6 protein-coding genes are annotated in these 20,797 nt (G+C 75.7%); all 6 read left to right on the top strand.

What is annotated here, in order from left to right; genetic code table 11:
* Positions 1-78 precede the first annotated feature (78 nt).
* The 6 genes from ACH4B3_RS16025 (at position 79) to ACH4B3_RS16000 (ending at position 20,781) form a co-directional block, all read left to right on the top strand.
* Complete coding sequence (locus ACH4B3_RS16025; RefSeq protein ID WP_398463442.1) at positions 79-5,277, top strand: beta-ketoacyl synthase N-terminal-like domain-containing protein; 5,199 nt, start codon at positions 79-81, stop codon at positions 5,275-5,277.
* A complete protein-coding gene (locus ACH4B3_RS16020; RefSeq protein WP_398463441.1) occupies positions 5,274-8,774 on the top strand; it encodes a bifunctional LLM class flavin-dependent oxidoreductase/SDR family oxidoreductase in 3,501 nt (1,166 codons plus the stop codon). The genes ACH4B3_RS16025 and ACH4B3_RS16020 overlap by 4 nt, the downstream gene beginning before the upstream one ends.
* Positions 8,771-12,220, top strand: coding sequence for an amino acid adenylation domain-containing protein (locus ACH4B3_RS16015; RefSeq protein WP_398463440.1), 3,450 nt, complete (start codon positions 8,771-8,773; stop codon positions 12,218-12,220). The genes ACH4B3_RS16020 and ACH4B3_RS16015 overlap by 4 nt, the downstream gene beginning before the upstream one ends.
* Complete coding sequence (locus ACH4B3_RS16010) at positions 12,217-17,517, top strand: MupA/Atu3671 family FMN-dependent luciferase-like monooxygenase (protein ID WP_398463439.1); 5,301 nt, start codon at positions 12,217-12,219, stop codon at positions 17,515-17,517. Before ACH4B3_RS16015 ends, ACH4B3_RS16010 begins: the two co-directional genes overlap by 4 nt.
* 128 nt (positions 17,518-17,645) lie before the next feature.
* Positions 17,646-18,452: a methyltransferase domain-containing protein gene (locus ACH4B3_RS16005; RefSeq protein ID WP_398463438.1), complete on the top strand. Its 807-nt coding sequence runs from the start codon at positions 17,646-17,648 to the stop codon at positions 18,450-18,452.
* 124 nt (positions 18,453-18,576) lie between these two features.
* Positions 18,577-20,781 (top strand): MMPL family transporter, encoded by a 2,205-nt coding sequence (locus tag ACH4B3_RS16000; protein ID WP_398463437.1) that lies wholly within the window; start codon positions 18,577-18,579, stop codon positions 20,779-20,781.
* Positions 20,782-20,797: the final 16 nt, after the last annotated feature.

Genomic DNA, 20,797 nt, shown 5'->3' with positions numbered 1-20,797 from the left:
GCGGCAGGGCGGCGGTCCCCGGCGCTGTGCCCTCTCCGTGCCGACACCTGTGTGGAGCATTTTCCGAAAGAGGAAGACGTGAGCGGTTATTCCCTCAAGGCACTGCCGGACCCTGCGGTCACGAATCTCGTCCAGCTGCTCCGGCTCCGGGGCACGGAAGACGGACAGCGAACGGCTTTCACGTTCCTGGCCGACGGCGAATCCGTAACGGAACGACTGACCTACGCCGACCTCGATCTGCGGGCCCGGGCCATTGCCGCGCGGCTGCGCACACTGGCCGGTCCCGGCGAGCGGGTGCTGATGCTGTACCCGTCCGGCCCGGAATTCGTGGCGGCGTTCTTCGGCTGCCTCTACGCGGGCCTGGTGGCCGTGCCGGCCTATCCGCCGCGGTCGGACAAGCACGCCGCCCGGCTCGACGCGGTCGTCCGGGACTGCGGGGCGGCGATCGTCGCCGCCCCGGGCGCGCTGTACGACCGGCTCGCCGGGAAGCACTACCCGCAGGCCCGCTGGCTGGCCTCCGACCGGGTGCCGCTGTCCGAGGCGGAGGGCTGGACCGACCCCGGACCCGAGCCGGACACCCTGGCGTTCCTCCAGTACACCTCGGGGTCCACCGGCAACCCCAAGGGCGTCATGCTCAGCCACGCCAACCTGCTGCACAACTGCGGCATGATGGCCCGCGCCATGGGCCACACCGACCGGCCGGTGTTCGTCTCCTGGCTGCCGCTCTTCCACGACATGGGGCTGATCGCCAATCTGCTCCAGGCCCTGTACTGGCACGCCGAACTGGTGTACATGCCGCCGGAGGCGTTCCTGCAGGATCCCGTCCGCTGGCTGCGCGCCCTCAGCGTCCACGGGGGGACGCTGAGCTGCGCGCCCAACTTCGCGTACGAACTGTGCGTACGCCGGGTCCGTCCCGAGGACCGGGAAGGGCTGGACCTCGGCCGGTGGCAGGTGGCGCTCAACGGTGCCGAGCCGATCCGCGCCGACACCCTGCGCCGGTTCGCCGAGACCTACGCCCCGCACGGCTTCCGGGCCGGGGCCATGTACCCGGCGTACGGGCTCGCGGAGAACTCCGTCTTCGTCTCCTCCGGCCGGCCCGGCGACGGCCCGGCCGTCCACCACCTGGACGGCCCGGCCCTGGAGCAGGACCGGATCGTGGCGGTGGCCCCGGGCACACCGGGCTCCCGCGCGGTGGTCGCGGTCGGCACCACCCATCACGACCAGCGGCTGCTGATCGTGGACCCGGAGACCCGCCGGCCGCTGCCGCCCGGCCGGGTCGGCGAGATCTGGCTGAGCGGCCCGAGCGCCGGCCACGGCTACTGGCGCCGTCCGGAGGAGACCGCGGCCACCTTCGGCAACCGGCCGGCCGGCGAGCCGGCCGACGCCGGCACACCGCCCTGGGTGGCCACCGGGGACAAGGGGTTCATCGCCCCGGACGGCCTGCTGTGCATCACCGGCCGCATCAAGGACATGATCATCGTCCGCGGCCGGAACCTGTACCCGCAGGACATCGAGCGCACCGTCGAGGGCGTGGACCCGGTGTTCCGCCCGGGCTGCACCGCGGCCTTCGCGGTCGAGTCCGACGGCGCCGAACGCGTCGTCGTGGTGCAGGAGGTGCGCCAGGACGACGTGGACGCCGAGCGGCTGGGTCCGGCGGTCGCCGCCGCCGTGGCCGCCGAACACGACGTGCCGCTGCACGCGCTGGTGCTGCTGCGCAACCGCGCGGTCCCCAAGACCTCCAGCGGGAAGATCGCCCGGCGGGCCGCCCGGCACGGCTATCTGACGGGCGCCCTGGACACCGTGGCCACCTGGACCGGCAGCCCGGCCCCGGCCGGCCGGGCGGGAGCGGCGGCCGCCGACGGCACCGGCGCGGACCCGGACGCGGTGCTGCGCCAGGTGCTGGAGGCCGTCGCCGAGCAGCTGGACCGCTCCCCCGACCAGCTCGACCCGCGTACCGAGTTCAGCGCCCAGGGGGTGGACTCGGCGGCCGCGGTGGCCGTCTCCGGCACGCTCCAGCGCACCTTCGGCCGCCGGCTGCCCGCCGCCCTGCTCTACCGGCACCCGACCGCCGAGGACCTGGCCCGGTTCCTCACCGGAGCGGCCACCGGGCCCGCGCGTGCGCTGCCGCGCGGCACGGCGGCCGACGAGCCGATCGCGGTCATCGGCATGGCCTGCCGGCTGCCCGGCGCCGCGGACCCGGACGCGTTCTGGCGCCTGCTGGTCGAGGGCCGGGACGCGATCACCGAGGTACCCGCCGACCGCTGGGACGCCGCCGCGCGGTACGACCCGGAGCCGGCGCGGCCGGGCGGCCTGGCGACCCGCTGGGGCGGGTTCCTGGACGACGTCGCCGGGTTCGACCCGGAGTTCTTCGGCATCGCGCCCGCCGAGGCGGTGGCCGTCGACCCGCAGCAGCGGCTGCTGCTGGAGGTGGCGTGGGAGGCGCTGGAGCACGCCGGGATCGCGCCGGACTCCCTCTCCGGCAGCGACACCGGCGTCTTCGTGGGCATCAGCAACAACGACTACACCCGGCTGACCGCGGGGGTGGCGGCCGCGCTGGACGCCCACTACGGGACCGGCAACGCGCTGAGCATCGCCGCCAACCGGCTGTCGTACCTGCTGGACCTGCGCGGCCCCAGCATGGCGCTGGACACCGCGTGCTCCTCCTCCCTGGTCACCGTGCACCAGGCGTGCGAGGCGCTGCGCCGCGGGGAGAGCTCACTGGCGCTGGCGGGCGGGGTGAACCTGATCCTCAGCCCGGACTACACCGCGGTGTTCTCCCGCGCCCGGATGATGGCCGCCGACGGCCGGTGCAAGGCGTTCGACGAACGCGCCGACGGCTATGTCCGCTCCGAGGGCTGCGGAGTGGTGGTCCTCAAGCCGCTCTCGCTGGCCGTGGCGGACGGCGACCGGGTGCTGGCCGTGGTGCGCGGCTCGGCGGTCAACCAGGACGGCCGGTCCAACGGACTCACCGCGCCGCGGGGCCAGGCCCAGCAGGACGTGGTGCGGGCGGCCTGGGACGCGGCGGGGGTGGCCCAGGAGGAGCTCGGATACATCGAGGCGCACGGCACCGGCACCGCGCTCGGCGACCCGATCGAGTACGAGGCGCTGACCACCGTGCTGGCGCAGGACCGGCCGGACACCGCGGGGCCCTGCTACCTCGGTTCGGTCAAGACCAACATCGGGCACCTGGAAGCGGCGGCCGGCATCGCCGGGTTCATCAAGGTGGTGCTCACCCTCGCGCACGGCACCATCCCGCCGCACCTGCACCTGACCCGGCTCAACCCGCACATCGCCGACCTCGACTCACCGCTGGAGATCCCCACCGAACCGCGTCCCTGGCCGCGCGAGCGGCGCGTCGCCGGGGTGAGCGCCTTCGGCTTCGGCGGCACCAACGCCCATGTGGTGCTCGGCGAGGCGCCCGCCTCGACCGCCGCTCCGCGACCGGCGGAGGAACCGGCCGGCGACACGGTACTGGCCCTGTCCGCGCGCGGTCCCAAGGCGCTGCGCGAGCTGGCGGGCCGGTACGCCGACCACCTCTCCCGCTCCGGTGACCCGCTCGGCGACATCGCGCACACCGCCGCCACCGGCCGCGCCGTGTGGCCGCACCGGCTTGCGGTCACCGCCGCCGACCCGGCCGAGGCCCGGGAAGCGCTGGAGCGGTACGCGCGCAGCGGCAGACCGTCGGCGGCGGCCGCCACCGGCCGTGCCCCGCGCCGCGCCCCCGCCGTGGCCTTCCTGTTCACCGGGCAGGGCGCCCACCGGGCCGGCATGGGCACCGAGCTGTACCGCCGGTGGCCGGTCTACCGGGAGGCGTTCGACCGGTGCGCCGGGGTGCTGCGCGACCGGCTCGCCATCGACGCGCACACGGTCGTCGAGGACGCGGACGCACTGGCCCGGACCGAGTTCGCACAGCCGGCGCTGTTCGCCGTCGAGTACGCGCTGGCCGCGCTGTGGCGGTCCCTCGGGGTGGAGCCGGCGTACCTGTTCGGGCACAGCGTCGGCGAGTACGTCGCGGCCTGTCTGGCGGACGTGTTCGACCTCGAGGACGCGCTGACGCTGCTGGGCACCCGCGCCCGGCTGATGCAGAGCCTGCCGCCGGGCGGCGCGATGCGTGCGGTGCGCGCCGGGGAGTCCGAGGTGCTCCGGGCGCTGGAGCCGTTCGCCGACCGGGTGTCGCTCGCCGCGGTCAACGGCCCCGACGAGGTGGTGCTGTCGGGCGAGGCGGAGGCGGTCCGGCGGGTCGCCGAGGCGCTGCGGCGGGACGGCCGGCTGTCCAAGGAGATCCGCACCTCGCACGCCTTCCACTCGCCGCTGGTCGAGCCGGTGCTGGAGGAGTTCCGCGTCGCGGCCGGGAAGCCGGCCATGCGCCCGCCCCGGCTGCCGCTGGTCTCGTCGCTGACCGGCCGTCTGGCCGGGCCGCGGATGGCCACCGCCGACTACTGGGTGGAGCAGCTGCGGCACGCCGTGCGGTACGCCGACGGCATCGACACGCTGACCGGCGAGGGCTGCGCGCTGGGGGTGGAGATCGGCCCGGACGCGGTACTCGCCCCGCTCGCCCAGCGGGCCGCCAAGGCCGCCGGGAAGTCCGGGCAGTGGGTGCCCTCGCTGCGCGGTGGCCGCTCCGAGCAGCGGACACTGGCCCGCGCGCTGGGCGCGGTGTGGGCGGCGGGCGTGCCGGTGGACCTGAAGCGGCTGCGGGCGGGCCGCCCGGGCCGCCGCTGCGCACTGCCGGCCTATCCCTTCCAGCGGCGCCGGTTCTGGCTGCCCGACGAAGTGGGCGGCCCGGCCGCGCCGGGCGCCGCCGCGGAGGCCCCGGCGGGGTCCGGTTCCGGGCATCCGCTGCTCGGCGTGCGGCTGCCGCGGCTCGCCGCGGACCCGGCCCGGCACGTGTGGCAGCGGTCGCTGGCGCAGGACCAGGTCGCCGTGCTGGACGACCACCGGATCCAGGGGCGGGTGGTCGCCCCCGGTACCAGCTACATCGAGATGGCGCTGGCCGCGGCCCGCGAGCTGGACCCGGAGACGCCGTACACGCTGCGGGACGTGCGGTACCACAGCGTGCTGAGCGTGCCGCCGGGCGGCGAGCGGATCGTCCAGGTCGGCCTGCACGGCCGGCCGGGCCGGCAGCTGACGTTCAGTGTGGACAGCCGGGCGGGCGGTGACACCGCCTCGGGCTGGACCCGGCACGCCAGCGCCCGGCTGGCACCCGCCGGCCCGGCGGTGGCGGCGCTCCGGGCCGGTGCCCGTGCGGAGACCGGCGATGGGGAGCGCGCGTCATGAGATTCAGTCTGATGTTCTTCGCCAGTGACGAGAACTCCCTGCGCGGGACGGACCGTTACGACCTGCTGATCCGGAGCGCCCGCTTCGGCGACGAGCACGGTTTCGACAGCGTCTGGGTCCCCGAGCGGCACTTCACCCCGCTCGGCTCGCTCTACCCCAACCCGGCGCTGCTGCACGCGGCGCTGGCCCGGGAGACCAGCCGGATCGGGCTGCGGGCGGGCAGCGTGGTGCTGCCGCTGCACGACCCGCTGCGGGTGGCCGAGGAGTGGGCGGTGGTGGACCACCTGTCGGGCGGCCGGGTGGGGATGTCGGTGGCGTCCGGCTGGAACCCGGACGACTTCGCCTTCTTCCCCGAGCGCTACGCCGACCGCAACGCCTACCTGGAGCAGGCGCTGGAGACGGTGCGCGCGCTGTGGCGCGGCGAGCAGGTGCCGGCCACCAGCGGCACCGGCAAGCCGGTCCGGCTGCGCACCTATCCGCGGCCGGTCCAGCCGGAGCTGCCGCTGTGGCTGACCGCGGCCAGCTCCCCGGCGAGCTTCGCCAAGGCCGGGCGGGTCGGCGCCCATCTGCTGACCCATCTGCTGGACCAGGGCGTCGAGGGACTGGCGGAGAACATCGCCGGGTACCGGGCGGCCCGCGCCGGTGCCGGGCTCGACCCGCACCAGGGCCGGGTCACGGTGATGCTGCACACCTTCGTCGGCGCGGACGCGGCGGCCGCCACCGAAGCGGCGCGCGACCCGTACTGCGCCTATCTGAAGTCCAACCTGGGGCTGCTGAAGGGGCTGGCCAGGTCCCGCGGCCGGGGCGAGACGGATCTGGAATCGCTGCCGGACGAGGAACTGTCGCAGTTCGTGGCGTTCCTGTACGACCGGTTCGCCTCCGCCCGGTCGCTCATCGGCTCCCCGGACTCCTGTCTGCCGCTGGTGCGGCGGCTGGCGGAGATCGGTGTGGACGAGCTGGCCTGCCTGCTGGACTTCGGCCCGCCGGCCGACGCGGTGCTGGCCGGTCTGCCGGACCTGGACCGGCTGCGGTCGCTGGCCGGGGAGGACGCCGCGGTGCGCGCCGCCGAGGCCGAGCGGCGCACCGCCCCGGTGACCGGCGCCGCCGCGGCGGTGACCGCGGTCGCCGGCCCGGCGGCGGAGCCCGCCGGGGCCCCGGCGGACGGTCCGGCGTGGAGTGACGACGCCGCGGAGATCGCCGCCCGGTGCGTCACCGAGGTGGACGCCGGGGAGTTCTTCGACCGGGTGGCGGCGGCCGGCGCCGCGTACGGGCCGCGGATGCGCTGCCTGGACCGGATGTGGGTGGGCGACGGGGAGGTGTTCGGCCGCCTCCAGGTGCCGCGGGGCACCGAGGACGACGCCTACGAGTTCCACCCCGGGCTGCTGGACAACGCTTTCCTGCTGCTCGGGGCGCTGGCCCCGGAGGCGCTGACCGGCCAGGCGGTGCTGGCCCTGCCGGTCGGCGTGGCCGAGCTGGCCATCCGCCGCCGCCCCCGGGGCACCGTGTACTCCCACGTGGTACGCACCCCGGCCGCCGAGGCGGACGGCGAACTCGCCGCCGACGTGCGGCTGTTCGACGCCGAGGGCGAGGTCGCCCGGGCGTGGGGGCTGCGGATGCGCCGGGTGGAGTCCGCCGACCCGGCGGGCGACGCGGGTGCCGGGCTGTGCTACCGCACTCGTTGGACCGAGGTCCCGCCGCCCGCGGACGCGGCGGACTCCGGCGCCGCGGAACCGGCGGCGCCGGGCCGCTGGCTGGTGTACGCCGACGCGGCGGGCGCCGGGGACGCGCTGGCGGCCGGACTGACCGCGCGCGGCCACCGGGTGGAGGTGGTGCGGTCCGAGGGCGACCCGGACCCCGAGCGGGTGCGCCGGGCGCTGTTCCGGGCGCTGGGGGCCGGGCCGCTGAGCGGTGTGGCCATGCTGTGGCCGCTGGACGCCCCGGAGCTGCCGGAGGCCACCACCGAGCAGGTGGCGGCGGCGCAGCGCACCGGCGGCGAGGCCGCGCTGGCACTGGTCCGCGGCTGCCTGGAACTGGACGATCCCACGCGCTGCGGGCGGCTGTGGCTGGTGACCCGGGGCGCCCAGCCCGCCGGGGACACCCCGGTCACCGTCTCCGGCGTCCTCCAGGCCCCGGTGTGGGGGCTGGGCCGGGTCCTGGCGGTGGAGCACCCCGACCTGTGGGGCGGTCTGGTCGACCTCGACCCGGCCGCCGGCCCCGGGACCTCCGGCGCGGCCGGTCCGGCGCAGGCGGCGCGGCTGGCGGCGGTGCTGACCGGCGGGCGCGGCGAACCGGCCGAGGACCAGCTGGCGGTACGCGGCGAGCGGCTGCTGGCCCCGCGGCTGGTGCGCGACGAGGAGCCGGCCCGGCCCGCGGCGGCACCCCCACGGCTGGACCCGGCCGGCACCTATCTGCTCACCGGCGGCCTCGGCGACCTGGGGCTCGCCCTGGCCCGCCGGGTGGTGCGGCACGGTGCCCGTTTCCTGGTGCTCACCTCGCGCGGCGGGGTCCGCACCGCCGCTCAGCGCGCGGCGGTGGCGGAGCTGACCGGGCTGGGCGTCCGGGTGCACACCGCGGCCGCGGACGTGGCGGACCCGGCCCGGGTGGCGCGGCTGCGCGCGGAGCTGGCCGAGGCCGGCCTGCCGCCGGTGGTGGGCGTGCTGCACCTGGCGGGCGTGGTCAGGGGCGCGATGCTCAGCGGACTGGACACCGAGCGGCTGCGCGAGGTCGCGGCGCCCAAGGTGGCCGGCTCGTGGAACCTGCACCGGGTCTTCGGGGACGCGCGGATGTTCCTCATGGTGTCGGCGCTGCCCGCGGTGTTCGGGCCGGTGGGAGTGGGGGCCGCCAACTACGCGGCGGCCAACGCCTTCGTGGACGCGCTCGCCCACCACCGGCGGGCGGCCGGCGGCGCGGGGGTCGCCCTGGGCTACGGCCCGTGGAACGAGGTCGGCCTGGCCGTCCGCGAGGACGGTCTGGACCAGCTGGCGCGGGTGGGGGTGGGCAGCATGTCCCCGGCCGAGGGGCTGGAGGTCTTCGACCGGGTGCTGCACCACGACCCGGCGCAGGTCACGGTGGCCCGGCTGGACTGGGCGGGCGTCTTCGCCGCCTTCCCCACCGCCCGGCTCACCGGCCAGTTCGCGCCCTTCCTGGGCGCGGCCGGGGAGAACGGCTCCGGGGAACTGCTGCAGGCGTGCGCCGCGGCCGGGGCCGAGCAGCGCACCGGGCTGGTCGGCGAGTACCTGGCCGCCCGGCTGGCGGACGTGCTGCGCGCCGACGCGGAGGAGATCGACCCGCAGCAGCCGATCACCGAACTCGGCCTGGACTCGCTGATGTCCCTGGACCTGCGCAACCGGGTCAAGTCCGACCTGGGGGTGGTGGTCCCGGTGGTGCGGTTCCTGGAGGGCGCGAGCGTCGAGGAGCTGACCAAGCACGTGCTCGATCTGCTGGCCGAGGTACTGGACGAGCCTGACGGCGAGGAACGAGAGGAGATCACGCTGTGAACGGGGGACCCGAGACGGCCGCGCGGGCGGGTGACGGGGACGGCGCGGCCGGCCTGGTGGCGCTGCTGGACGAACTGGCCGCGGCCCGGATCCGGGTCACCGCCGACGGCGGTGACCTGAGGGTGTCGGCCGCGAAGGGAGCGCTCACCCCGGACCTCCGGGACCGGCTGCGCGCCCGGAAGCCGGAGCTGATCGCCCATCTCGCGGCGGAGGCCCGGAGCACCGCCGCGATCGCCCCGGTGCCGCGCGACGGGCGCACCTTCCCGCTGTCGGCGGGCCAGGAGGCGCTGTGGCTGCTCGACCAGGTCGAGGGCCACCAACCGACGTACGTCGTCAGCGGCGCGGTCCGGCTGGCCGGACCGCTGGACGCGGACCTGATGGCCGGCTGCCTCTCCGCACTGGCCGACCGGCACGAGGCGCTGCGCACCGCCTACCGGCCCGGCCCCGGCGGGGTGCCGGAGCAGGTGCTGCTGGACCCGGCGCCGCTGCCGGTGCGCCGGGCGGACCTCACCGGGCTGCCGGAGGCGGAGCGGCGCGCCGAACTGGAGCGGCTGGCCCGGGAGTCGGCGGCCGAGCCGTTCGACCTGGCGGCCGGGCGGCTGCTGCGCGCCCTGCTGGTGACCACCGCGCCCGACGAGGCGCACCTGGTGCTGTCGGTGCACCACGTCGCCGCGGACGCCGCCTCGCTGTCGGTGCTCTTCCGGGAGCTGTTCCGGCTGTACCAGGCGGACGGCGACCCGGCGGCCCTGCCACCGCTGTCGGTGCACTACATCGACGCCGCCGAGTGGCAGCGGCAGACGCTGTCCCCGGTCACCGCGCACCGGCAGCTGGCCTACTGGCGGCGGCAGCTGGAGGGCGCGCCGCCGCTGCTGGAACTGCCCACCGACCGTCCCCGGCCGGCCCGCCAGTCCTTCCGCGGCGACCTGCTGGACTTCTCCTTCGGCGCCGAGGACACCGCGCGGATCGGCGAGCTGGCGGCCGGCGCCCGGGTCACCCCGTACGTGGTGCTGCTGGCCTGCTGGGCGGCGGTGCTGGCGCGGCACGCGGGCGCCGAGGAGATCGTCGTCGGCACGCCGGTCAGCAACCGGGAACGCCCGGAGGCCGCCGGCGTGGTGGGTTTCTTCGTCGGCACCCTGCCGCTGCGGGTGGACCTGTCCGGCGGGCCGTCCCTCACCGAGCTGCTGGAGCGCGTCCAGCGCACCTTCCTGGCGGGCTTCGACCACCGCGACGTGCCCTTCCAGCGGATCGTCGCCGAACTCCGGCCGCAGCGGTCGCTCAGCCACTCCCCGCTGTTCCAGACCATGCTCACCTACTTCGAGACGCCCTACCGGGGCGGCCGGGCCGGGGAGCTGGAGGTCTCCCGGGAGGCCGTGCACAACGGCACCGCCAAGTTCGACCTGACGCTCTTCGCCGAGGACCGCGGGGATGGGCTGGACTGCTCCCTGGAGTACGCCACCGACCTGTTCGACCGGGCCACGGTGGAGCGGCTCGCCGCGTCCTTCCAGGAGTTCGTGCGCGCCGCCCCGCGGACCCCCCGGGCCCCGGTCGGCACGCTGCCGCTGCTGACCGCCGGGCAGCGCGAGGAGCTGCTGGCGGCCTCCGGGGGCAGCCCCCTGGACGCCGACCTCGACCGGCCCGTGCACCGCTACCTCACCGAGCAGGCGCGGCGGCGGCCCGACGCGGTGGCGCTGGTCCTCGGGGACACCGCGCTGAGCTACGCCGAGCTGGAGGCCGAGTCCAACCGGCTGGCCCGGCTGCTGGCCGGGCACGGCGCCGGGCGGGGCGCGCTGGTCGGGCTGTACGCCGGGCGCTCGGTGCGGCAGATCGTCGCCATGCTGGCGATCCTCAAGGCCGGTGCGGCGTTCGTGCCCCTGGACCCGGACCACCCGGCCGAGCGCACCGCGGAGCTGCTCGCCGAGACGGGCTGTCCGGTGCTGCTGGCCGACCGCGACCTGCCGGCCCCGGACGGCACCCGGCTGCTGCGCCTGGACACCCTGGACTGGTCCGGCCAGGACGGGTCCGGGATCGATCCGGTCACCGGCCGGGACGACCTGATCTACGTCATCCACACCTCCGGTTCCACCGGCCGCCCCAAGGGCATCGCCATGCGGCACGGGGCACTGGCCAACCTGCTCGCCTGGCAGGTGCGCGCCTTCCCGTTCGCCGAGGACGACCGGGTGCTGCAGTTCAGCCCGCTGCACTTCGACGTCTGCATGATGGAGACGTTCGGCGCCTGGGCGGCCGGCGGCACCGTGGTGCTGGTGGACGCGGTGACCCGCCGGGACGCGCTGCGGCTGCTGCCGTACCTGGCCGAGGAGGGCGTCACCCGGCTGTTCCTGCCGTACGTGGCGCTGCAGCAGCTGACCGAGGTGGCCGCCGCGCGCCGGACCTGGCCGACCGGGCTGCGCGACGTCTTCACCGCGGGCGAGCAGCTGCACGTCACCACCGAACTGCGGGAGTTCTTCACCCGGACCGGGGCGGCGCTGCACAACCAGTACGGCCCCTCCGAGGCCCATGTCGTCACCTCGTACACGCTGTCCGGCCCGCCGGAGGACTGGGCGGAACTGCCGGCGGTGGGCCGCCCGGTGGACAACGTGCGGGTCTACCTGCTGGACCGGCACGGCACCCCGGTGCCCCGGGGGGTGGCGGGCGAGGTGTGCGTGGCCGGCCCCTGCCTGGCGCGCGGCTACCTGCACCGCGAGGACCTCACGGCGGAGCGGTTCACCGGCGACCCGTTCCGGCCCGGCGAGCGCATGTACCGCACCGGCGACCTGGCCCGGCTGCGGGCCGACGGCGAACTGGACTACCTGGGCCGGATCGACCACCAGGTGAAGGTCCGCGGCTTCCGCGTCGAGCCGGGCGAGATCGAGGCGGCGCTGCTGGCCCATCCGGCGGTCCGCTCGGCGGTGGTGGAGCCGCGCGGCACCGGCGCCGCCCAGGCGCTGGTCGCCTGGGTGGTGGCGGACGGCGAACCGACGCCCGCGGAACTGCGCCGGCACTGCGCCGAGCGGCTGCCGGAGTACATGGTGCCGACGGTGTTCGTGCCGCTGCCGGAGCTGCCGCTGACGGTGGCGGGCAAGGTGGAGCGCCGGAGCCTCCCGGTCCCGGAGCCGAGGGCGGCGGTGGTGACCGAGCCGCGCACCCCGCTGGAGAAGTCGGTGGCCGCCGTCTTCGCCGAGGTCCTGGGGGTCGCCCGGGTCGGGGCCGAGGACGACTTCTTCGCGCTGGGCGGCCACTCGCTCGCCGTCACCCGCGCCGCGCTGCGGCTGACCGAGGAGCACGGCGTCGAGGTCACCGCCCAGGTGATCTTCGGGTCGCCCACGGTGTCCGGCGTCGCCGAGAGCGTGGAGACCCTGCGGTGGGCCGCGGAGGGCGCCGGCGAGGGCTCCGGGCGCGCCGGGCGCGCCGGGGAAGCCGGGGACGAACGGGAAGAGGGGGAGCTGTGACATCGCCGGTGGAACTCCTGGCCGAGCTGCGGTCCCGCGACATCCGGCTGTGGGAGGAGGACGGACGGCTGCGCTTCAGCGCCCCGCCCGGAGCCCTCGACGACGGGCTGCGCGCGCGGCTGCGGGCCCGCCGCGACGAGCTGATCGCCCTGCTGAAGGGTGCCCGGGGCGGCCGGGCCGCCGACCGCCCGCCGGTGCGCCCGCTGGACCGGACCGCCGGGCCGCTGCCGCTCTCCTGGGGCCAGCAGCGCATGTGGGTGATGGCCGAGATGCTGCCGGACAGCGGCGCCGCGGCCTACAACCTGTCCGGCCGGGTGACGCTGGAGGGCCGGGTCGACGAGCGGACCGTCGACGCGCTGCGCCGGGCGCTGGACGAACTGGTGCGCCGCCACGAGGCGCTGCGCACCGTGGTGCGCGTCGGCGACGGTCAGCCGGTGGCCGAGGTGGTCCGGGACTGCGCGGTGGAACTGCCCGAGCACCGGCCGGCGGACGGCGAGACGGTGGCGGAGCTGGCGGCGGCCGAGGCGCGGCGCCCCTTCGACCTGGGCACCGCTCCCCTGCTGCGCGCCCGGCTGGTGCACGAGGGCCCGCAACGGGCCCATCTGCTGCTGTCGGTGCACCACATCAGCTCCGACGCCTGGTCGCTGGGGGTGCTCTACCGGGAACTCGCCGCGCTGTACCGGGGCTTCGCCGGCGAGGCGGAGCCGGACCCGGACGGCACGGTGACGGAACTGCCGCGGCTCACAGTGGGCTACCCCGACTACGCCGCCTGGCAGCGCACCCACCTGACCACCGAGGCCCTGGCGGACGAGGTGGACTTCTGGCGGCGCGAGCTGGACGGGCTGCCCGCGCTGCTGGACCTGCCGGCGGACCGGCCGCGGCCGGCCGTGCAGTCCTACCGTGGCGCGGTGGAGCCGTACCATCTGCCCGCCGAACTGCTGGAGCGGGTGCGGGAACTGGGCCGGGCGCACGGCTGCACCCCGTACATGGTGCTGCTGGCGGCCTGGTCGGCGGTGCTGTCGCGGCTGAGCGGCAGCGCGGACCTGGCGGTGGGCACCCCGGTCGCCGGACGGCTGCGCCCGGAGGTCGAGCCGCTGATCGGGTTCTTCGTCAACACCCTGGTGCTGCGGGTCCGTACCGGTGGCGACCCCACGTTCGGCGAGCTGCTGGAGCGGGTGCGCGGCACCTCACTGGCCGCCTTCGACCACCAGGACCTGCCCTTCGAGCAACTGGTGGAGGTCCTCCAGCCGGAGCGGACGCTCAGCCACAGCCCGCTGTTCCAGCACATGTTCATCCTGCAGAACGCGAACACCGACACCTTCCGGCTGCCCGGGCTCTCCTGCCGGCTGGAGGAGGTGCACACCGGCACCGCCAAGTTCGACACCACCCTGATCGCCGAGGAGGGGCCGGACGGGCTGCGCGGCACCCTGGAGTACGCCACCGACCTGTACGACGCGCGGACCGTCCGCCGCCACCTGGGCCACTGGCGCACGCTGCTGGAGGCGGCGGTGGCCGATCCGGCGACCCCGCTGTCCCGGCTGCCGCTGCTCACCCCCGCCGAGCGGCGGCACCTGCTGACCGCCTGGCACGGCACCGCGCTCCGGGTTCCGGAGGACACCGTGCACGGGCTGGTGGAGCGGCAGGCCGCGGCCACCCCGGACCGGCCCGCGGTGGTGCAGGGCGACACGGTGCGCGGCTACGCGGAGCTCGACGCCGCGGCCGGCCGGCTGGCGCGCCTGCTGCGCGAGCGCGGGGCCGGCCCGGGCACCCTGGTCGGCCTGTGCCTGCCCCGGACCCCCGACCTGGTCACGGCGGTGCTGGCGGTGCTGAAGTCGGGCGCGGCGTACCTGCCGCTGGACCCGGCGGCGCCGGCGGCGCGCAACGACCACATCCTGCGGGACGCCGGGGCGCCGCTGCTGCTGACCGTCTCCGCGCTGCGGAACCGTCTGGTGTGCCCGGCGGGCACCGAGGTGCTGTGCCTGGACGAGCCGGCGGCCGCCGGGCGGCCGGACACCGCGGCCCCGGTCGAGGTGGCGCCCACGGACCTGGCGTACGTCATCTACACCTCCGGCTCCACCGGGCGGCCCAAGGGCGTCATGGTCGAGCACCGGAACGTGGTGAACTTCTGCGCCGCGATGACCGAGGAGTTCGGCGCGGCGGCGGCCGGCACCTGGCTGGGGGTCACCACCGTCTCGTTCGACATCTCGGTACTGGAGCTGGTGTGGACCCTCACCCACGGCTCCACCGTGGTGCTCCAGCCCGATCCGCCGCGCTCGGCGGGCCGCCGGCCCGGCCGGGTCGCCGATCTGAGCCTGTTCTACTTCGCCAGCGCCTCCGGGACCGAGGGCCAGGCGTCGCCGGGCTGCACCTACCGGCTGCTGCTGGAGGGTGCCAGGTTCGCCGACGCGCACGGCTTCGAGGCGGTGTGGACCCCCGAACGGCACTTCCACGCCTTCGGGGGCGTCTTCCCCAACCCGTCGGTGGTCGGCGCCGCGCTGGCCGCGGTCACCGAGCGGGTCGCCATCCGGGCCGGCAGCGTGGTGTTGCCGCTGCACAGCCCGCTGCGGGTGGTCGAGGAGTGGGCGGTCGTGGACAACCTTTCCGGCGGCCGGGCCGGCATCTCGGTGGCCTCCGGCTGGCAGGCGGACGACTTCGTGCTGGCGCCGGAGAACTACGCCGACCGCAAGCAGGTCATGCTCGACGGCGTCGACACGCTGCGCACCCTGTGGTCGGGCGGCACGGTGGAACTGCCCAACGGGTACGGCAGACCGGCCCGGGTGCGGGCGCTGCCCCGGCCGGTGCAGGCGGAGCTGCCGCTGTGGGTGACCGCCGCCGGCAGCCCCGACACCTTCCGCGCGGCCGGGGCCTCGGGCACCAACGTCCTGACCCATCTGCTCGGGCAGGACCTGCCCGACCTGGCCCGGAAGATCGAGGTCTACCGCGCGGCCAGGGCCGAGGCCGGGCACGCCGGGCCGGGCCGGGTGACCCTGATGGTGCACACCTTCGTCGGCCCGGACCCGGAGGTGGTCCGCGAGCGGGTGCGCGAGCCGTTCCGCGACTACCTGGCCTCCTCGCTCGGGCTGATCGCCGGCCTGGCCCGGACCATGGGCCTGGGCGACGACCTCGGCGCGCTGCCGGAGGAGGACCTCCGGACGCTGCTGGACCACGCCTTCGAGCGGTTCTACGGCTCGGCGGCGCTGTTCGGCACCGCCGAGGAGGTCGCCGAGCGGCTGGACGCCATCGCCGACACCGGGGTGGACGAGGTCGCGTGCCTGATCGACTTCGGCGTCGCCGACGACACGGTGCTGGAGTCGCTGCCGCTGCTGGGCGAGGCCCGCGAACGGCACGCGGACCGCAACGCCGAGCCCGGCCCGACGGTGCCCGAGCTGATCGAGCGGCACCAGGTCACCCGGCTGCAGTGCACCCCCTCCCAGGCGGCGATGATCCTCGCCGAGCCGGGCGGACCGGAGGCCCTGGCCCGGCTGGAACTGCTGCTGCTGGGCGGGGAGGTGCTGCCGGCCCCGCTGGCCGAGCGGCTGTCCCGGCTGACCGGGGCCCGGGTGCACAACATGTACGGGCCGACCGAGACGACCATCTGGTCCGCCACCCACCGGGTGGACCCGGACGGTTCGGCGCTGCTCGGCCGCCCGGTCGCCAACACCACCCTGTACGTGCTGGACCCGGCCGGTGAGCCGGTGCCGGCCGGGGTGCCCGGCGAGCTGTACATCGGCGGCGCCGGGGTGGCCCGCGGCTACCGGGGCCTGCCCGGGCTCACCGCGGAGCGGTTCGCCGAGGACCCGTTCGCGCCCGGCGGCGGGACGCGGATGTACCGCACCGGCGACCTGGTGCGCCACCGGCCGGACGGGGCACTGGAGTTCATCGGCCGCACCGACCACCAGGTCAAGGTGCGCGGCCACCGCATCGAGCTGGGCGAGATCGAGGCGGCGCTGCGGGACCACCCGGACGTCGCCCAGGCGGCGGCGACCGTACACGGCACCGGCGTGGACGCCCGGCTCACCGGCTACCTGGTGGCCGGTCCGGGCGCCGCCGTGTCGCTGCCGGCGCTGCGCGCGCACCTGGCCCGCCGGCTGCCGGGGTACATGGTCCCGGCGGCCCTGCTGGAGCTGCCCGCGCTGCCGTACACCCCCAACGGCAAGGTGGACCGCCGGGCGCTGCCGGAGCCGTCGGGTGCCGCCCGCGAGGAGGGCGAACGGATCGCCCCGCGCGGGGTGACCGAGATGCGGCTGGCGGTGCTCTGGGAGGAGGTGCTGGGACAGCGCTCCCTGGGGGTGCGGGACGACTTCTTCCGGCTGGGCGGCAATTCGGTGCTCGCGGTGGTGCTGCTGGCCGAGGTGGAGCGCCAGTTCGGGCGCCGGCTGCCGCTGGCGACCCTGATCCAGGGGCCGACGGTCGCCGACATGGCCCGGGTGCTGGAGCGGGCGGACGGCGACACCGGCCGCCGGTCGCTGATCCGGCTGCGGCCCGGCGGGGAGGTGCCGCTGTACCTGCTGCCCGGCGCGGGCGGCAACCTGGTCTACTTCCACGAGCTGGTGGGCGCCCTGCCGGAACGGCTCGCGGTGCACGGTCTGCAGCCGCTGTTCACCGACGACATCGCCCCGGCCACCCTGGTCGCGGAGCTCGCCCGGCAGTACCTGCCGCTGGTGCTCGAGGCACAGCCGGAGGGCCCGTACCACTTCGTGGGGCACTCCTTCGGCGGGCACATCGGGATGGAGCTGGCGGCCCGGCTGCGCCGGATGGGCAAGGAGGTGGGGCTGGTCGGCCTGCTGGACACCGCGGCCCCGCTGCCCGAACGGCAGCGGCACACCGAGAGCTGGGACCAGGCCACCTGGCTGGCGTCGCTGGCCGGTGTGTTCGGCCGCGTGTTCCGCAAGGACGTGGCGCTGGACGTGGCGGAGCTGCGGCGGCTGGGCGAGGCCGAGCAGTTGGCGGCGCTGCGGCAGGTGCTGGCCGACCACCGGGTGCTGCCCCCGGAGTTCGACGACGACACCCGGCTGCGCGGCTTCGTCCGCGCCTACGTCGCCGACCAGCGCAGCCTGTACCAGCCCGCCGAGCCCTACCCGGGCACCCTCACCTTCTTCCGCGCCGCCGACCTGCACCCGGACAACGTGCCGCCCGAGTCGCTGTCCTGGACGCTCGGGGACCCGGCGCGCGGCTGGGGGCGGTACGCGGCCCGCCCGGTGGAGGTGCACGAGACGCCCGGCGACCACCTGTCCATGCTCGCCGCCCCCCACGTCGACCAGTTGGCGAAGCTGATCGACACGCTGATCGCGCGGTGAGCGCCCCGGCCCGGCCCGGGGCGCCCGCCCCGGGCCGGGCCGGTGCCGACCCGCCCACCGAACCGCTCCGGCCGGACCCCCGCGACGGCCGGCGCCGCCCCCGTGACGATGAAGGGAACCACCCGACCATGACGTTCCAGTTGCTGGACATCCTCGCCTGCCCGGTGTGCAGGGGGGCCGTCGAAAGCTCTTCCGGGCACGAGCTGACCTGCGTCTCCTGCGGGCGTGTCTCCCCGGTGACCGCCGAGTTCACGGACATGGTCCGGGAGGCCGGGAAGCCCGACCCGGCGGCTCCGACGACCGCGCAGAAGCTGATGGAGTCCGCGGCGTTCGTCCGGCTCTACGAGACGGTCATGCGGCCGTTCTTCGCCCGGCTGTTCGCCGGGTTCGGCAGTGGCGTGCCCTCCTACCAGCAGGAGTTCGCGGTCTACCACCAGTGGCTGAAGCTGGACGAGTCGCGCACCGGGACCTGGCTCGACCTCTCCTGCGGCGCCGGGTACTTCACCGACGAGCTGGCGGGCGCGGTGCCCGACGCGACGGTCGTCGGACTGGACATCTCCGTGGCGATGCTGAAGAAGGCGGTCCAGGAGACCGCGGGCCGGACCAACGTCGAACTGGTCCGGGGCGACGTGCGGGGGCTGCCGTTCCGGGACGGGGTCTTCGACGGGGTCAGCAACCCCGGCTCACTGCACCTGTACGCCGACCCGGAGGCCGCCTACCGCGAGGTGTTCCGGCTGCTGAAGCCGGGCGGCGTCTACACCGCCAGCACCTTCGCGATCAACGACTACCCCAGTTCCCGGCTGGGGGTGAAGCTCACCGGCATCCGCCGCACCGATCTGCGGACCCTGCCGGAGCACCTGGCGAAGGCGGGCTTCACCCAGTACCGGCTGCGCAAGTTCGGCTCGGCCTTCATCTTCGCGGTCACCAAGCCGTAGGACCGCACCGGTCTCCGTCCCCGGGCCGGCGGGCCCGGGGACGGAGCTCCCGGCCGCGCGCCGCCCGGCACTCTCCGGGACCCCGCCGGTACGGTCCGTACCGATCGCCGAAACCGAGGACTGCATGTCACTGCTCCTGCGCGTCTCCTCCCGCCCCCGGCTGCTGCTGTCGCTGACCGTGCTGCTGCTGATCGGATCGGTGCTGCTCGGCGGCGGGCTCACCGACCGGCTGAAGCTGGGCGGCACGGAGGATCCGTCGGCCGAGTCCAGCCGGGCCGCATCGGTGATGGACGCCACGTTCCCCGCCGCCCGCCCGAACCTGGTGCTGCTGGTGCGGACCCCGGGGTCCGCCGACGCCCCGGAGACGGCGCGGTCCGCCACCCGGCTGGCGGACCGGCTGGCGGACGAGGAGGGCGTCACCGGCGTCGTCCACTACTGGCAGCGCAAGGACCCGGCGCTGCGCGCCGGGGACGGCGGCCACGCGCTGATCGTCGCCCGCATCACCGGCGACGAGACCCGGTCCGGCAGGACGCTCGACCGGCTCGACGACCGCTACCAGGGCCGGATCGGCGACCTCGACATCCGCATCGGCGGCACCGTCGCGGTGCGTGACGAAGCCCAGCGGCAGACCGCCGACGACCTGGTCAAGGCGGAACTCATCGCGCTGCCGCTGGTGCTGGTCATCCTGCTGCTGGCGTTCGGCAGCGTGGTGGCCGCCCTGCTGCCGCTGGCGGTCGGCGCGGTCGCCATCACCGGCACCGGCGCGGTGCTGCGGATCATCACCGGGTTCACCGATGTGTCGATCTTCGCGCAGAACCTCACCACGGCACTCGGCTTCGGTCTGGCGATCGACTACGCGCTGCTGCTGATCCGCAGGTTCCGGGAGGAGCTCGGACACGGCGCCGGCCCGCCCCGGGCGCTGGAGCGGACCCTGCGCACGGCCGGTCGCACCGTGCTGTTCTCGGCGTTCGTGGTGGCCGTCTCGCTGGCCGCGATGCTCATCTTCCCGATGTACTTCCTGCGCTCCTTCGCCTACGCGGGGATCTCCGTGGTGGCGCTCGCCGCGCTGGCCGCGCTCACCGTGCTGCCCGCGCTGCTGCGGATCCTGGGCCACCGGGTGGACGCGCTGCGGCTGTTCCGCGGCCGCTCGGCGGAGCGGGAGGCCGCCGCCGACCGGCGCTGGCGGAGGCTGACCGGTGCGGTGATGCGCCGGGGCGCCGTGGTCGCGGGGGCCGTCACCGCGCTGCTGGTCCTGCTGGGACTGCCGTTCCTGCGGGCCGAGTTCGGTACCGTCGACGACCGCCAGCTGGGGAAGTCGGCGGCGGCCCGGCACGTCCACGACACCATCCGGGAGTCCTTCCCGGTGAGCCCGACCGGCGGTATCGACGTCCTGGCGCCCGGCGCGCCCGCCGATGACGTCGACGCCTACGCCGGCCGGCTCTCCGCCCTGGACCGGGTGTCCCGGGTGGACAGCCCGACGGGCGTCTACCGGGACGGCCGGCGGGTCGCGGCGCCCTCCCCGGCCACCGCCTACCGGGCGGCGTCGGGCACCAGCCATCTCACGGTGTGGCCGGCCCGCGGTGTGGAGGACATCTCGCCGGAGAGCCAGCGGTTGGTGAGGTCGGTGCGGGAGGTTCCGGCGCCGTTCTCCACGGAGGTCGGCGGGCAGGCGGCCATGCTGGTGGACAGCCGCGCGGTCATCGGCGATCTGCTGCCGTACGCCCTGCTGTTCATCGTGGTGGTCACCATGGTCATGGTCTTCCTGATGACCGGCTCGGTGGTGCTGCCGCTGCAGGCGGTGGTGCTGAACGCGCTGAGTCTGACCGCGATGTTCGGTGCCGCGGTGTGGGTCTTCCAGGACGGGCACCTCAGCGGGCTGCTCGGTTTCACCCCCACCGGCTTCATCGAGACCTCGCTGCCGGTGCTGATGTTCTGCCTGACCTTCGGCCTGTCCATGGACTACTCGCTGTTCCTGCTGTCGCGGATCAAGGAGAACCACAGGCGCGGCGGGGACCACCGGGAGGCGGTGCTGGCCGGGGTGTCCCAGACCGGCGGGGTGATCACCGCGGCGGCGGCCCTGCTCGCCGTCGTGATGATCGGGATCGGCACCTCGCAGATCACGCTCACCAAGATGCTGGGCCTGGGCGTGGCGCTGGCGGTCCTGGTGGACGCGACGCTGGTCCGCTGCCTGCTGGTGCCGGCCCTGATGGGCTTGTTCGGCCGCGCCACCTGGTGGGCACCGCCGTTCCTGCGGGAGATGCGGCTGATCTCCGAGGAGGAACCGGCCCCGCGGCCGCTGGAGCCGTCCGGGCGCTCCGGGGGTGGGTGATCCCCGCCCGGGAGTC

It is taken from the genome of Streptomyces sp. NPDC018031 (assembly GCF_044327625.1).
Taxonomy (GTDB): domain Bacteria; phylum Actinomycetota; class Actinomycetes; order Streptomycetales; family Streptomycetaceae; genus Streptomyces.
The sequence above is the reverse complement of the archived record's forward strand: the minus strand, read 5'-3'. Positions and strand labels throughout refer to the sequence as shown.